This is a genomic window from Pseudoxanthomonas wuyuanensis, assembly GCF_900215535.1.
GTDB lineage: Bacteria > Pseudomonadota > Gammaproteobacteria > Xanthomonadales > Xanthomonadaceae > Pseudoxanthomonas_A > Pseudoxanthomonas_A wuyuanensis.
In genome coordinates this window covers 123,829-136,757 of sequence record NZ_OCND01000007.1, presented here as the reverse complement: position 1 = coordinate 136,757, position 12,929 = coordinate 123,829, and the positions used below count along the sequence as shown (strand labels likewise).

Annotated in this window: 11 protein-coding genes and 1 pseudogene; 7 read left to right on the top strand and 5 right to left on the bottom strand. The window is 67.1% G+C overall.

The genetic code is table 11. From position 1 onward, the window contains the following. Positions 1 to 95 precede the first annotated feature (95 nt). Positions 96 to 1,478, bottom strand: a complete 1,383-nt coding sequence (locus tag CRO39_RS14655; protein WP_162125804.1) for an OmpP1/FadL family transporter — start codon at positions 1,476 to 1,478, stop codon at positions 96 to 98. Between the two features lie 228 nt (positions 1,479 to 1,706). Between CRO39_RS14655 and CRO39_RS14650 the strand changes: the two genes are divergently transcribed. The 4 genes from CRO39_RS14650 (at position 1,707) to CRO39_RS14635 (ending at position 3,775) form a co-directional block, all read left to right on the top strand. After that, the gene (locus CRO39_RS14650; RefSeq protein ID WP_097122695.1) at positions 1,707 to 2,399 is read left to right on the top strand and encodes a rhomboid family intramembrane serine protease; all 693 of its coding nucleotides are present in this window, start codon (positions 1,707 to 1,709) and stop codon (positions 2,397 to 2,399) included. Positions 2,400 to 2,524: 125 nt separating this feature from the next. Next, the gene (locus tag CRO39_RS14645; RefSeq protein WP_097122694.1) at positions 2,525 to 2,845 is read left to right on the top strand and encodes a DUF1820 family protein; all 321 of its coding nucleotides are present in this window, start codon (positions 2,525 to 2,527) and stop codon (positions 2,843 to 2,845) included. Between the two features lie 107 nt (positions 2,846 to 2,952). Continuing rightward, complete coding sequence (locus CRO39_RS14640) at positions 2,953 to 3,255, top strand: putative quinol monooxygenase (protein WP_097122693.1); 303 nt, start codon at positions 2,953 to 2,955, stop codon at positions 3,253 to 3,255. 106 nt (positions 3,256 to 3,361) lie between these two features. Beyond that, entirely contained in the window at positions 3,362 to 3,775 is a 414-nt protein-coding gene (locus tag CRO39_RS14635; protein WP_097122692.1) for a VOC family protein, read from the top strand. A 249-nt stretch (positions 3,776 to 4,024) separates the two neighbouring features. Here CRO39_RS14635 and CRO39_RS14630 read toward each other — a convergent pair. The 3 genes and pseudogenes from CRO39_RS14630 to gpmI form a co-directional block, all read right to left on the bottom strand. Continuing rightward, a pseudogene (locus CRO39_RS14630) lies at positions 4,025 to 5,344 on the bottom strand (S41 family peptidase); the annotation flags it as partial. Positions 5,345 to 5,648: 304 nt separating this feature from the next. Further along, positions 5,649 to 6,890, bottom strand: a complete 1,242-nt coding sequence (locus CRO39_RS14625; RefSeq protein WP_097122690.1) for a murein hydrolase activator EnvC family protein — start codon at positions 6,888 to 6,890, stop codon at positions 5,649 to 5,651. Beyond that, complete coding sequence (gene gpmI / locus CRO39_RS14620) at positions 6,887 to 8,410, bottom strand: 2,3-bisphosphoglycerate-independent phosphoglycerate mutase (RefSeq protein WP_280523256.1); 1,524 nt, start codon at positions 8,408 to 8,410, stop codon at positions 6,887 to 6,889. Before gpmI ends, CRO39_RS14625 begins: the two co-directional genes overlap by 4 nt. 220 nt (positions 8,411 to 8,630) lie before the next feature. Here gpmI and CRO39_RS14615 point away from each other — a divergent pair, with 220 nt between their 5' ends. The 3 genes from CRO39_RS14615 to CRO39_RS20980 all read left to right on the top strand — a co-directional run bounded on the left by CRO39_RS14615 (position 8,631) and on the right by CRO39_RS20980 (position 12,113). Next, positions 8,631 to 9,290 (top strand): DUF4097 family beta strand repeat-containing protein, encoded by a 660-nt coding sequence (locus CRO39_RS14615; protein ID WP_097122689.1) that lies wholly within the window; start codon positions 8,631 to 8,633, stop codon positions 9,288 to 9,290. Between the two features lie 300 nt (positions 9,291 to 9,590). Then, complete coding sequence (locus CRO39_RS14610) at positions 9,591 to 11,303, top strand: M28 family metallopeptidase (RefSeq protein ID WP_097122688.1); 1,713 nt, start codon at positions 9,591 to 9,593, stop codon at positions 11,301 to 11,303. A gap of 420 nt (positions 11,304 to 11,723) precedes the next feature. Further along, positions 11,724 to 12,113: an MAPEG family protein gene (locus CRO39_RS20980; protein WP_162125879.1), complete on the top strand. Its 390-nt coding sequence runs from the start codon at positions 11,724 to 11,726 to the stop codon at positions 12,111 to 12,113. 87 nt (positions 12,114 to 12,200) lie between these two features. On the opposite strand, the gene CRO39_RS14600 is transcribed toward CRO39_RS20980, so the two are convergent. Then, positions 12,201 to 12,914: a pseudouridine synthase gene (locus tag CRO39_RS14600; RefSeq protein WP_238394676.1), complete on the bottom strand. Its 714-nt coding sequence runs from the start codon at positions 12,912 to 12,914 to the stop codon at positions 12,201 to 12,203. Between the last annotated feature and the right edge of the window lie 15 nt (positions 12,915 to 12,929).

Sequence of the window (12,929 nt, the reverse complement as noted above, 5' to 3'; positions counted from 1 at the left end):
GCGAGAAAGAAGAACCAAAAAAACCCCGCCGAAGCGGGGTTTTTTTGTTGGAACCTGCGGACTGGCTTGGCCAGACCGGCGTGGACCAGACTGGTTTAGAACCGGTACTGCATCGAGATGCCGTACAGATCCGCACCGCCGTCGTAGGTACCGACCAGACGCGAGCCGCTGCTGGAGACCAGATCCACCTGCGGGTCGTCGGCCAGCTGGATGCGGGTGTAGCTGCCGCTGATTTCCAGATTGTCGGTAGCCGCCCAGGTCAGGCCGACCGCGTACCAGTTGCGGTCCTGGTCGGGCATGCGCGGGGTGCGGTACGGCAGCGAGACCGGCGACTCGTCGCGGCCGACGCCGCCGCGCACGGTGAAGCGGTCGCTGATCTTGTACTCGGCGCCGACCGAATAGAACCAGCTGTCGCCCCAGTTGTAGTCCTCGGCCGAATCCGGCTGCGCCGGGTTGCCGAACTCGATGCGCACCTCTTCCAGCGACTCCCAGCCGGTCAGCGAGGCCTCGGCCATCACGGCCAGGCGATCGGTGGCCTGGAAGGTGGCGCTGAAGGTGTCCGTGCTGGGCAGGGTCAGCTTGGCGCCGCCCGGGCCGGTCACGTACTGGCCGGTGGAGGTCAGGAATGCGGCGTTGGCCGGAACTTCGAAGGTAGCCGTGCCGCTGACTTCGTGCTTGATTTCCGAGCGGTGGGTATAGCCCAGCGACAGCCGATCGGTCGGGCGCCAGCTCACGCCGAACAGCCAGCCGAAGCTGGTGTCGTCGCCTTCGACCGAGACGAAGCCGTCATTCTTCTGCGGGCCGTAGGGACCGGTGATCGGGTTGGGCATGAAGCACAGCGACTGGGTCGCCGGGTTGGCGCAGATGCCGGTGCCGAAGTCGATGGCATTGGACAGGGTCACGTCCGAACGCTCGATGATGGCGCCAACGCCGACCGAGAAGCGCTCGCTCAGCTCGAGCGAAGCCGACAGGGTCAGGTCGATGATGCGCACATCGGACTCGACGGCGTGGTAGCGGCCGACCCAGTTGCGGTCGTAGTCGGTCTTCAGGCCGAACGGCGCGCTGACCATCATGCCCAGGGTCACGTACTCGAAGCTGCCGCTCAGCGGCAGGATGAACGCGCTGGCCGGCACCGGGGTCAGATCGCCGGCGTCGCCGCCGTCGCCGCCGGTCAACGGCTGCTGCAGCGCGCTACCGGCCGCGGCATTGCCGCCACCGGTGAACTCGAACGACAGATCCACCGCGGTGACGTCGGCCTGCAGGGTCTTTTCCTTGAAGGTGGACATCATGGCCGGGTTGTTGGCCACCACCGAAGCGTCGCCATAGGCCGAGGCCGAACCGGCCATCGCGCGGCCCTGGGCCTTGACGCTGTTTTCTCTCAGCTGGAACGCCGAGGCCTGGGCCTGACCGCAGGCCAGCGCGCTGGCGATGCCGAACGCCAGGGCGGTGACCCGGGTGAGGTTGTTTGCAAATTCCATGGATGTTTTCTCCGGAGGACGTGGGATAAGGTTCACCGGCATCGTCAACGACCGGGTGAATGCCTCACCCTCTGGTCCGCCGGAAGCCCCTCCCGACATACGACGCCGTATGCAAGTATAACGTCTAACTAAACGCTAACAATCCGGGCGGTTTGGGGTTAGTCCGGGGTTCAGGGTTGTGAGCCCGGTTGGAGCTTGCCGCGCCAGAACCGTTACAGTCGCCTCTGCATGTTCGTATCCATTCCCTCGCGCAAAAAGGCGCCGTTGCGTTGGGCCACTCCCAGCCTGTTCGCGCTGCTGTGGCTGGCCTTCCTGTGGGCCGAAACCCGGCCCGACGCGGCGCAGGACAGCCTGCTGCTGGACTGGGGCGCATTGTCCGGCGGCGCGCTCAGCCTGCAGGCCGGCTGGGAGTCGCTGCGCGACGGCACCGCGCTGCGGTTGTTCAGTGCGCTGTTCCTGCACGCGGACTGGGCGCACCTGCTGGGCAATCTGGTGTTCCTGCTGATCTTCGGCCTGCCGGCCGAACGCACGATGGGGCCGTGGCGGTTCCTGCTGCTGTTTCTGCTGGGCGGGGCGGTGTCGAATCTGGCCGCGGTGGTGGCCATCGGCTCGCCGGACAGCGTCATCATCGGTGCCAGCGGCGCGGTGTCGGCAGTGATCGGCGCCTATCTGGCGCTGTTTCCGACCGCCAAGCTGGGCGTGGTGTTGCCGTTGGGGCTGTTCCTGGAGTTCGTCAAGGCGCCGGCGTCGCTGCTGATCGGCATCTGGGCGTTGCTGCAGGTGGTGTTCGCCTACATCGGTCCGGCGTTCGGTGCGGTGGCCTGGTCGGCGCATATCGCCGGCTTCCTGTTCGGCGTGGTGTTCGCACTGTTCGTCCGTGCGGCCATCGCCCGCCGGCTGCGCCAGCGGCAGGGGTATTGAGGAGCTGGGGACTGGGGACTGGGGACTGGGGACTGGGGACTCGGGGGTCGGGGGCTGGGAAGGCTGAGGCCTGGCCTGGCCATGCCGCCGGGCCCGGACACCGCTACCGCTTTATAATCGGCGCCATGAAGAACAAGCTCTACAAGGTCACCTTTCTCAATCACAGCAAGGTCTACGAGCTGTACGCGCGGCAGGTGGCGGCCAGCGGGCTGTGGGGATTCACCGAGATCGGCGAACTGGTGTTCGATGTGCACGACGGGCTGGTGGTAGACCCCACCGAGGAGCGGCTGCGCGACGAGTTCGGCAACACCCGTGTGCTGCACCTGCCGATGCAGAGCATCATCCGCATCGAGGAAGTCGAGCGCAAAGGCCAGTCGGCCATCCGCGACGCGGCCACCGGCGAGAAGGTGGTGACGCCGTTTCCGTTGCCGGCCAAGCCGCGTTAGATCGACCCGGCATGGACCGGCGCGAATTCATCGCCCTCCCAGGTCTGGCTGCGGTCGCTATGGCGGCGCCGGCCAGGGGCGTGCCCTCAACAACAGGAGCAGACCCGATGTACGGTTTGATCGGCAAGATGACCGCAGTACCCGGCCAACGCGATACCTTGATCGATATCCTGCTGGAGGGCACAGGAGAAATGCCCGGCTGCCTGAGCTACATCATTGCCCGCGACCCGGCCGACGCCGACGCCCTGTGGATCACCGAGGTCTGGGACAACAGCGACAGCCATCGCGCTTCGCTGGCGCTGCCCGCCGTGCAACAGGCCATCGCGCGCGGCAAACCGCTGATTGCCGGTTTCAGCCATCGGACCGAGACCCAACCTGTCGGCGGACACGGGCTGGCGCCGCGCGGCTGAGCGCGCCCGCAGGCGCGCCGCGGCGCTCTGCATACCCTCATCGCGGACACTCCTTGACCGCAATGGCCGCTAGCCTGGGCGCCCCATAACCAAGGAATCTCCCGGCATGAGCGAACCCAATCCCAGCCTGCTCTCGCATATCTCGGTAGGCAGCAACGATTTCGAACGCGCGACCGCGTTCTACGATGCGGTGATGCCGACCCTGGGCGCGCGCCGCATCGAGGCGTTTCCAGGCGCGGTGGCCTACGGCAAGGCGTTTCCCGAATTCTGGGTGCAGACGCCGCTGGACGGCGCGCGTGCCAGCATCGGCAACGGCACCCATTTCGGCTTTATCGCCGAGTCGCCGCAGGCGGTGGATGCCTTCCATGCCGCCGCGCTGGCCGCAGGCGGCAGCGACGAGGGCGCGCCGGGCCCACGTCCGCAGTACGGCGCCGCCTACTATGGCGGCTATGTGCGCGACCCCGATGGCCACAAGATCGAAGCCGCGTTCTGGGATGAGGCCTTGGCCGGCGCAACCTGAGCCGGCCGCTGCCGTCGGCGCGACTGCATTCTTACCTGCCCCGTAGGAGCGACATAAGTCGCGACCGGAAAAGCCAATGGCTCTTTTCCGACACGGATAAAGGCGAAAACAACGGATAGTGCCCCGTCGATACCGGAGCCTTATCTACGGTTATTTCGCTCTTGTCCGCGTCAAAAAGCGTTTCGCTTCGTTGCGTCGCCACTCGCGCCGCTCCACGGGCCAGCGCCGACCAAGTCGGTGACGCGCTCAGCGTGTCTGCCTGCCGGGCGTTGGCGCACTAACGGCCACTTTCTTCTTGAGCTCGGCCAGCGCAGCGTCGATCGGCTTGTCGCCATCGAGCACGTCGCCGGCCACGTAGCCTTCCTGATCCTCTTCGTCGCCGCGCAGGTGGCCGGGCAATTTCGCCTCGCTGTAGTCGGCCAGGCTGGCCGGCTGATCTTCGCCATCCGGATGCAGCACCACGTCCGGCACGATGCCGCTGGCCTGGATCGATCGGCCGCTGGGCGTGTAGTAACGCGCGGTGGTCAGCTTGACCGAATCGCCGTTGTCCAGCGGCAGTACGGTCTGCACCGAACCCTTGCCGAAAGTGCGGCTGCCGATCACGCGCGCGCGCTGGTTGTCGCGCAGCGCGCCGGCCAGCACTTCGGCGGCGCTGGCCGAACCGGCGTCGACCAGCACCATCACCGGCGCGCCGGCCAGGCGGTCGCCGGGCGTGGCCTCGAACTTGGAATCGCTGATCGAAATGCGCCCGCGCGTGCTGACGATGGTGCCCTTGTCCAGCAATTCGTCGGCCACCTGCACCGCCGCCAGCAGCAGGCCGCCGGGATTGCTGCGCAGGTCCAGCACCAGCCCGCGCAGCTTGCCGCCGGCCTGCAGCCTGTCGATGTGCTTCTGGAAATCGGCCGCGGTATCGGTCTGGAATGCGCTGATGCGCAGGTAGCCGTAGCCGGGCTCGAGCAGGCGGCTGCGCACGCTGGCGATGCGGATGGTCTGCCGGGTCAGGCTGACGTCGAACGGTTTGGGCGTGCCTTCGCGTACCAGGGTCAGGGTGATGCTGGAACCCGGTTCGCCGCGCAGCGGTTCCATGCCGTCCTTGCCGCTGATCGGCTTGCCGTCGATGGCGGTGATCACATCGCCGGCCTTGATGCCGGCCTTGGCGGCGGGCGTGTCGTCGATGGGCGAAATCACCCGCAGCGTGTTGTCCGGTTGCTGCAGCAGTTCCACACCGATGCCGTCATAGGCGCCGGTGGACTGCTCGTCGAAGGCGGCCGCGTCATCCTTGTCGAAATAGGTGCTGTGCGGATCCAGATCCAGCAGCAGGCCGCGGATGGCCGATTGCATCAGATCCTTGTCCTGCACCGGTTCGACATAGGCGTCCTTGACCGCGTTGAATACGGCCACATAACGGCGGATTTCCTCCAGCGGCACTTTCGCCGGCGCGGTCTCGGCGGCATCGGGATCGTCGCTGGAGCCGACCTCCCGCGCCTGTTCCTGCTCAGGCGTCTGTTGCGCCCAGGCGGAGGTGCCGCCCAGGGCGAGAAGGATGGCCAGCGAAAGACGGAAAGACATTACACGTACTCCGAGGGATAGCACTTAGAACCTGTTTAAAGTCTTGCTGCGCTTGCCATCTGGCGCGCGTGCGGTGCTCGAAATGCTCATGTACCTGTACGTACACTGCCGGCTCCACAACGACGCGCTCTGCTCTCCGCCACGCGCCACCCCGTATCAAGTACGGGGCGCAGGCTCTGGCTGCGCTCGCGACAGACCTTAAACATGTTCCTACGACCCCGCGGACAGCGCGAAGTTTCTGCCGATTATGCGCGAGCCGGCCGTAAAAACATCGTTCAATGGCCAGCGGACCGAACGCCGCCGTTCAGCGGCGTTGCAGCCACGAGGACGGATCCACCGGCTGCCCGTTGCGGCGCAGTTCGAAATACAGCGCCGGGGTGCCGTGCCCGCCGGAACTGCCGACCCGGGCCACCGCATCGCCGCGCTTGACCCGATCGCCGGCGTCGCGCAGCAGGCTGTCGTTGTGGGCGTACAGGCTCATGTAGCCGTTGCCGTGATCGACGATCAGGATCAGGCCGTAGCCGGTCATCCATTCGGAGAACACCACGGTGCCATCGGCCACCGCGGTGACCGCGGTGCCGACCGGCGCGCCGATCAGCACGCCGGCGCTGGCGCGGCCATCGGGCAGCTTGCCGCCGTAGCGGGCCAGCAGGTTGCCCGACACCGGCCAACCCAGCCCCCCCACTTTCAGCGCTGGTGCACTGGCCACCGCCGGCCGCGCCGGCGCGCGCGCCGATGCCGGTGCCTTGCCCTTGTCGGCCGCCGCCTGCGCGGCACGGCGGGCGGCGGCCTTGCGTTCGGCTTCGGCGCGCGCGGCAGCGGCCCGCAGATTGGCCAGCAGCCGCTCCAGCGAACGCGCGTCCTGGCCCAGCGCCTTGGCGCGTTCGTTGCGGTCCTGGTAGCGCTGATCCAGCTCCGCCACCACGCCGGCGCGGGCCTTGCGATCCTTTTCCAGCGCTGCGATCTGCTCGCGCTGGCGGCGGCGGGCGGCATCCAGCTCGGCGTGGCGTGCAGCGATCTCCTGCTCGACCTGCTCCAGCGCGCTCAGCTCGGCGGTCAGGGCGGCGATACGCTGGCTGCGATCGCGCTGCAGGTAGCGGTGGTAGGCCAGCGCGCGGTTGGCATCGGCGATCCGGTCCTGCGCCAGCAGCACCTTCAACGGGGCGTCGCCGCCCAGCGTATAGGCCGCGCGCACCAGTGCGGTCAGCTGCCCGCGCTGGCTGGCCATCTGCTGCTGCATGCGCTGGCGGCGTTGCTGCAGCTCGGCCAGCGCTTGCTGTTCGCGCTGCAGTGCGGCCTCGGTTTCGCTGAGCGCGCGGCTGGATTTGCCGACCTTCTCGTCGGCTTCGCGCAACTGGCGCGATGCCGCGCCGCGCTCGCCTTCCAGCTTGCGGCGCTCCTGCGCAATCGTCTTCAGCTCCTCGCGGACGTGCTGGAGTTTCTTTTCCGCCTCGCGTTGGTTCTGCGCGACGGTACCCGCGGCCAGCGTGCAACCCAGCGCGAACGCCAGGATTGCCGCGCAGGTCGCCGGCCGGCTCACTCTCATTGCGCCGGCGCGAACAGGCTGCGGCCGGTCATTTCCGCCGGCTGCGGCAGGCCAAGCAGATCCAGCAGGGTCGGCGCGATGTCGCGCAGCGCACCGCCGGCGCGCAGCTGCACCGCGCGTTCGCCGACATAGACGCACGGCACCGGGCCGACCGTATGCGCGGTATGCGGCTGGCCGGTGTCCGGGTCGCGCATCATTTCCAGGTTGCCGTGATCGGCGGTGATCAGCAGCGCGCCATGGGCCTGGCGCACCGCCGCATCGATGGCGCCGATCGCCACGTCCACCGCCTGCGCGGCCAGTATCGCCGCCTGCAGATCGCCGCTGTGGCCGACCATGTCGGGGTTGGCGATATTGCAGACGATGGCGTCGAAACGGCCCGAGCCGATGGCTTCGACCAGCTTGGCGGTCAGTTCCGGACAGCTCATTTCCGGCTGCAGATCGTAGGTGGCGACCTTGGGGCTGGGAATCAGGATGCGTTCCTCGCCGGCGAATACGTCCTCGCGGCCGCCGCTGAAGAAGAACGTCACATGCGCGTACTTTTCGGTCTCGGCGATGCGCAGCTGGGTCATGCCGTGCTCGGCCAGCAGTTCGCCCAGGGTGTGGCGCAGATCGTCCGGGCCGAATGCCACCGGCGCCGGCAGCCTGGCGTCGTATTCGGTCAGGCATACGAAGCGCGACAGCTGCGGGCGGCGGACGTCTTCGCCGGCATCGCTGAAGCCCTCGAACTCCGGCGATACGAACGCGGCGGTGATCTGGCGCGCGCGGTCGGCGCGGAAGTTCATGAACACCACCGCATCGCCGTCGCGCATCGGCTGCGCGCCGTCGATGACGGTGGGCAACACGAATTCATCGTTCTCGCCGCGGGCATAGGCCGCCTGCAGCGCGGAAACGCCATCGGCGGCGCGTTGCTCCGACTGCGCCTGGACGATGGCATCCCAGGCCTTGCGTAGCCGGTCCCAGCGCTTGTCGCGGTCCATCGCGTAGTAGCGGCCGCTGACCGAGGCGATGTGGGCGTTGCCCAGCGTTGCGCACAGCTGCTGCAGCTTGCGCAGGCTGGCTTCGGCCGACTTGGGCGGGGTGTCGCGGCCATCCAGGAACGCGTGCACCGCCACCCGCGGCACGCCGCGGCGTTGGGCCAGCTGCAGCATTGCGAAGATGTGGTTCTCATGGCTGTGCACGCCGCCGGGCGACAGCAGGCCGAAAATGTGCAACGTACCGCCGTCGGCCTTGACGGCCTGGCAGGCGGCGACCAGTTCGGCGTTGTCGAAGAAGCTGCCGTCCTCGATGGCCGCGTCGACCCGGGTCAGGTCCTGGTAGACGATGCGGCCGGCGCCCAGATTCATGTGCCCGACCTCGGAATTGCCCATCTGCCCGTCCGGCAGGCCGACATGGCGGCCTTCGGTGTGGATCAACGTGTGCGGACAGGTGGCCAGCAGCCGCCGCCAATTGGGCAGCGTGGCCTGCGCCAAGGCATTGTCGGCGGGTTCCTCGCGATGGCCCCAGCCATCGAGAATAAGCAATACAACGGGCTTGGGACGCACGGCAGACGCGGATGAACGGGGCACTATTGGAACTCCCAGTGACTTCAGGCAGGTGTCGATTGTAGCGAAGCGTGCTCCCATGGCGGCCATGAAGAAAGCGTTGCCGGGATGCGTCTTCCTCACGCGGCATCGACCCATCTAAACCATGGCCGCCGCAGAGGCATCCAATCCCGTACCAATTATCCGAGGAGGAGTCCTGATGATGCGTTCCCGTACCGTTCTGCTGCTGACGCTGGCGCTGGCCGCCGTACCGGCCTTCGGCCAGACCGAGATTTCCAAGGTCAACGGCGGCATCGAGGCCGAGGCCGGCCAGACCTATGGCGATCTGGACACCGTCAACGGCAGCATCCGCATCCGCGACGGCGCCATCGTCGAGGACGCCTCCACCGTCAATGGTTCGATCACCGTGGACAACAAGGCCCAGACCGCCTCGCTGGCGACGGTCAACGGCAGCATCCGGCTGGGCAGCGATGTCACCGTCGACGGCGATATCGAAACCGTCAACGGCAGCATCTTCGTCGACCGCGGCGGCAGCGTGCGCGGCGATGTGGAAACGGTGAACGGCTCCATCGGCCTGGTCGCCACCCGTCTGGGCGGCGGCATCGAGACGGTCCGCGGCGACATCACCGTCGGTGTCGATTCGCAGGTCAAGGGCGGCATTGCGGTCAAGAAGTCCACGGGCATCAGTTTCGAGAAGAAGCGCGACCCGCGCATCGTCATCGGTCCCAATGCGGTGGTCGAAGGCCCGCTGGTGTTCGAGCGCCCGGTCAAGCTGTACGTACACCGCAGCGCCAGCATCGGCCCGGTCACCGGCGCCACCGCCCAGATCTTCGACAGCGCTACCGCGCCGAAGGATTAAAGTGTGTCATGCACTTTGAGATGAGTGCGTCGGTCGCCAGCCGGCGCGGTGCCGCTGACGGCCAGCCCTACGGGAAATCGCCCGGGAACGCGCCGATACCGCGTTACGCGTCTTGTCTCGACGCATCCCGGGCGGCTTCGCACCCACCTCAGACTACGTAACACGCTCCAAGGCCGTTGGCCGCGGGCGGCCCGGCCCGGCGGTTCGCCTGCGGCCGGCCACCGCCGTTCGCCGTTGCCGGCACAGGCTCGGGCCGGCAAAGCCGGCTAGAATCGGGATTCCGTTGTGTGAGGAATCCCGATGTCCCGCAAGCTCCCGATGGCCGTTGCCGTCCTTGCCGCCGCCGCCGCGCTGACGGCCTGCAAACAGCAACCCGCCGAAACTCCGGCCGGCGCCGAAGCCACCGCGCCGGCCGCCGATGCGCACGCCTTCAGCGCCGACATCAGCGAAGGCGATTTTGCCGAGCTGGTCAAGACGCTGGCCTCGGACGAATTCGAGGGCCGCGCGCCAGGCTCGCCCGGCGAAGAGAAGACCGTTGCCTACCTGGAAGCGCAGATGAAGCGCATCGGCCTGCAGCCGGGCAACAACGGCAGCTACTTCCAGGACGTGCCGATGGTGGAAACCACTGCCGCGCCCGACACCGTGCTGAAGCTGGAAGTTGGCGGCAAGACGCGCGAGCTGGCCTTCGGCAGCGACTACGTGATCGGCACCCGCACCGGCCAGACCGAGGTGAAGATCGACGCCAGCGACATGATCTTCGTCGGCTACGGCGTGGATGCGCCCGAACGCGGCTGGAACGACTACGGCAACCAGGACTGGACCGGCAAGACGGTGGTGATGTTCGTCAACGACCCCGGCTTCCACGTCGGCGACGAGGACCTGTTCGACGGCAAGCGGATGACCTATTACGGCCGCTGGACCTACAAGTACGAGGAAGCCGCGCGCAAGGGCGCCGCCGCCGCGCTGATCATCCATGACACCCCCGGCGCCAGCTATGGCTGGGAGGTGGTCAAGAACTCCTGGTCCGGCCCGCAGTACGACCTGCCGGCCAAGGACGATCCCGAACCGCGCCTGCCGGTGCAGGGCTGGATCACCGCCGAGGTCGCCAAGCAGTTGTTCGCCGATGCCGGGCTGGACCTGGAAGCGGCCTACAAGAGCGCCAACCGCCGCGGCTTCAAGCCGGTGCCGCTGAAATCCAGGCTGTCGGTGGATCTGAAAAGCAGCATCAGCGAAAAGACCTCGCGCAACGTGATCGGCGTGCTGCCCGGCAGCGCCCGTGCGGACGAGGCGGTGGTGTACATGGCGCATTGGGATCACCTGGGCAAGCATGAAGGCGAGCACTCCGCTGATGGCTCAGGCGACACCATCTTCAACGGTGCCATCGACAACGCCACCGGCGTGGCCGGCATTCTGGAGATCGCCGAGGCCTTCGCCCACCAGCAACCCAAGCCGGAGCGCTCGGTGGCGTTCATCGCGGTGACGCTGGAGGAATCGGGCCTGCTGGGCTCCAAGTACTACGTGGCGCACCCGACCTTTCCGCTGGACAAGATTGCCGGCGTGATCAACATCGACGCGATGTCGGTGGCCGGCAAGGCCCGCGACTTCATCGTCACCGGTTACGGCAGTTCGGAGCTGGAAGACATCCTGAAGCCGATCGCCGCCGAACAGGGCCGCACGCTGCGCGGCGAGGCCTCGGTGCAGAGCGGTTTCTACTTCCGCTCGGATCACTTCAATTTCGCCAAGGCCGGCGTGCCGGCGCTGTACGCCGATGGCGGCGAGGACCTGCTGGAAGGCGGCACCGAAGCCGGCAAGCAGGCCGCCAACGACTACGCCAAGCACTACCACGGCCCCAGCGACCAGTACTACCCGGAAACCTGGAAACTGGACGGCACCGTGCAGGACCTGCAGGCGCTGTACGGCGTCGGCAAGCAGCTGGCCGGCGGCAACCAGTGGCCCAACTGGTACGAAGGCAGCGAGTTCAAGGCGGCGCGCGACCGGATGATGAAGAAGTAGGAGCGGGCCGCGCCTGCGGCTTTCCGCTGAACGCAGAACGGCGCCTTCGGGCGCCGTTTTCTGTTTGGTTCTTCTCCGTCGTGAAGGGAGGTCTGCGAGGAAGCCGGAGGCCTTGGCGTTGCGTGACACGCTGTACATATCCGCTACGCGGGCCCGGCCCGCCATCAAGCGCTTGCCTCAGCCATGTCAGCTCGTACGCGGTGTCCGTGCCGCGTACGGTTCCGCAACGCCATGGCCCCGGCTTCTGGACAGCTTGCCAGCGCTTGGGAGAACAGCCTCCGAAGTTGCGGACATTCATGCGCGCGGAAGGCGACGACTTCCGAAGCTGCTGTCCCGGGAATCGGAGAAGAATCTTTTCCGTCGTGGAGCCAAGCTCCCGCCATTGCGCTAGGCTGGGCGCCCTTCCTGGAGACAATCCGCATGGCCATCGCCTACTGGTGCATCTTGATCGCCGCACTGCTGCCCTATCTGTGGGTTTCCATCGCCAAGCAGTCCGGCGAGCGCTACAACAACCGCGACCCGCGCGGCTGGCAGGCCAGGCAGAACAATCCGCGGTCCCATCGCGCCAACGCCGCGCACCTCAACGGTTTCGAATCGTTTCCGGCCTTCGTCGCCGGCGTGCTGATGGCGCAACTGGCCGGGGTTGCGCCTGCCACGGTCAACGCCATCGCCATCGTGTTCGTTGCCGCGCGCATCCTGCATGGCATCTTCTATCTGGCCGACAGGCAGGCGCTGCGCAGCCTGATCTGGCTGGTCGGCTTTGCCGCAGCATTGTCGTTGATCGTGATGGCGGCGTTGAAGATCGCCTGAAGCGTCGTCCCTGCAGGAGCGACGTGAGTCGCGATAAGCCATCGGGAAAGCCGCATCGCGACTCGCGTCGCTCCTGCAGCGCAAGGATCACCGCAGCGACTCGTCCCAGCCGAATAAATCGAACGCTTTGCGAAATTCCGCATCCAGCGGTGCGGTCGCTTCCATCCGGCCGCCGCCGGCCGGGTGCGGAAACGACAGCCGCACCGCATGCAGCAGCATCCGGTGCACGCCGAGCATGCGGAACTGGCGGTTGTGGCGGCCGTCGCCATGGCTGGTGTCGCCGATCATGTGGTGCGAAACGTGTTTGAGGTGGCGGCGGATCTGGCGGAAGCGGCCGGTGTCGGGCCGGCAGCGCAGTAGCGCGTAGCGTGAGGTTTCGAAACCGGCCGACGGCAATGCCAGTTCACCGGTCGCCAAGCGCTGGAACCGGGTCAGTGCCGGCTTCTTTTCCGGCTTGCCCGGGCCGCCATCGAGCGGGTGGTCGACGGTGAAACTCTGCTCCGGCCAGCCGCGGCACACCGCCAGGTAGTCCTTCTCCACTTCGCCGGCCATCAGCGCACGGCCCAGCGCACTGGCCGCTTCGCGATCGAACGCCAGCAGCAGGCAACCGCTGGTGGCGCGATCCAGGCGATGGACCAGGAACACCGGCTTGCCGAACTGCCCGCGCAGGCGGTCGGCGGCGAAATCGGTCTCACCCCGCGCCAGCTTGCTGTCGTGCACCATCAGCCCCGCCGGCTTGTCGATCACCGCAAGGCGATCGTCGGCATAGCGCACGCTTAGCGCATCGGTTTGTTGTTCCACCGGCCAACCTCTTTC

Excerpts from the sequence above, each read along its gene's own strand:
- CRO39_RS14655 (WP_162125804.1), bottom strand. The coding sequence starts at position 1,478 with ATGGAATTTGCAAACAACCTCACCCGGGTCACCGCCCTGGCGTTCGGC.
- CRO39_RS14650 (WP_097122695.1), top strand. The coding sequence starts at position 1,707 with ATGTTCGTATCCATTCCCTCGCGCAAAAAGGCGCCGTTGCGTTGGGCC.
- CRO39_RS14645 (WP_097122694.1), top strand. The coding sequence starts at position 2,525 with ATGAAGAACAAGCTCTACAAGGTCACCTTTCTCAATCACAGCAAGGTC.
- CRO39_RS14640 (WP_097122693.1), top strand. The coding sequence starts at position 2,953 with ATGTACGGTTTGATCGGCAAGATGACCGCAGTACCCGGCCAACGCGAT.
- CRO39_RS14635 (WP_097122692.1), top strand. The coding sequence starts at position 3,362 with ATGAGCGAACCCAATCCCAGCCTGCTCTCGCATATCTCGGTAGGCAGC.
- CRO39_RS14625 (WP_097122690.1), bottom strand. The coding sequence starts at position 6,890 with ATGAGAGTGAGCCGGCCGGCGACCTGCGCGGCAATCCTGGCGTTCGCG.
- CRO39_RS14615 (WP_097122689.1), top strand. The coding sequence starts at position 8,631 with ATGATGCGTTCCCGTACCGTTCTGCTGCTGACGCTGGCGCTGGCCGCC.
- CRO39_RS14610 (WP_097122688.1), top strand. The coding sequence starts at position 9,591 with ATGTCCCGCAAGCTCCCGATGGCCGTTGCCGTCCTTGCCGCCGCCGCC.
- CRO39_RS20980 (WP_162125879.1), top strand. The coding sequence starts at position 11,724 with ATGGCCATCGCCTACTGGTGCATCTTGATCGCCGCACTGCTGCCCTAT.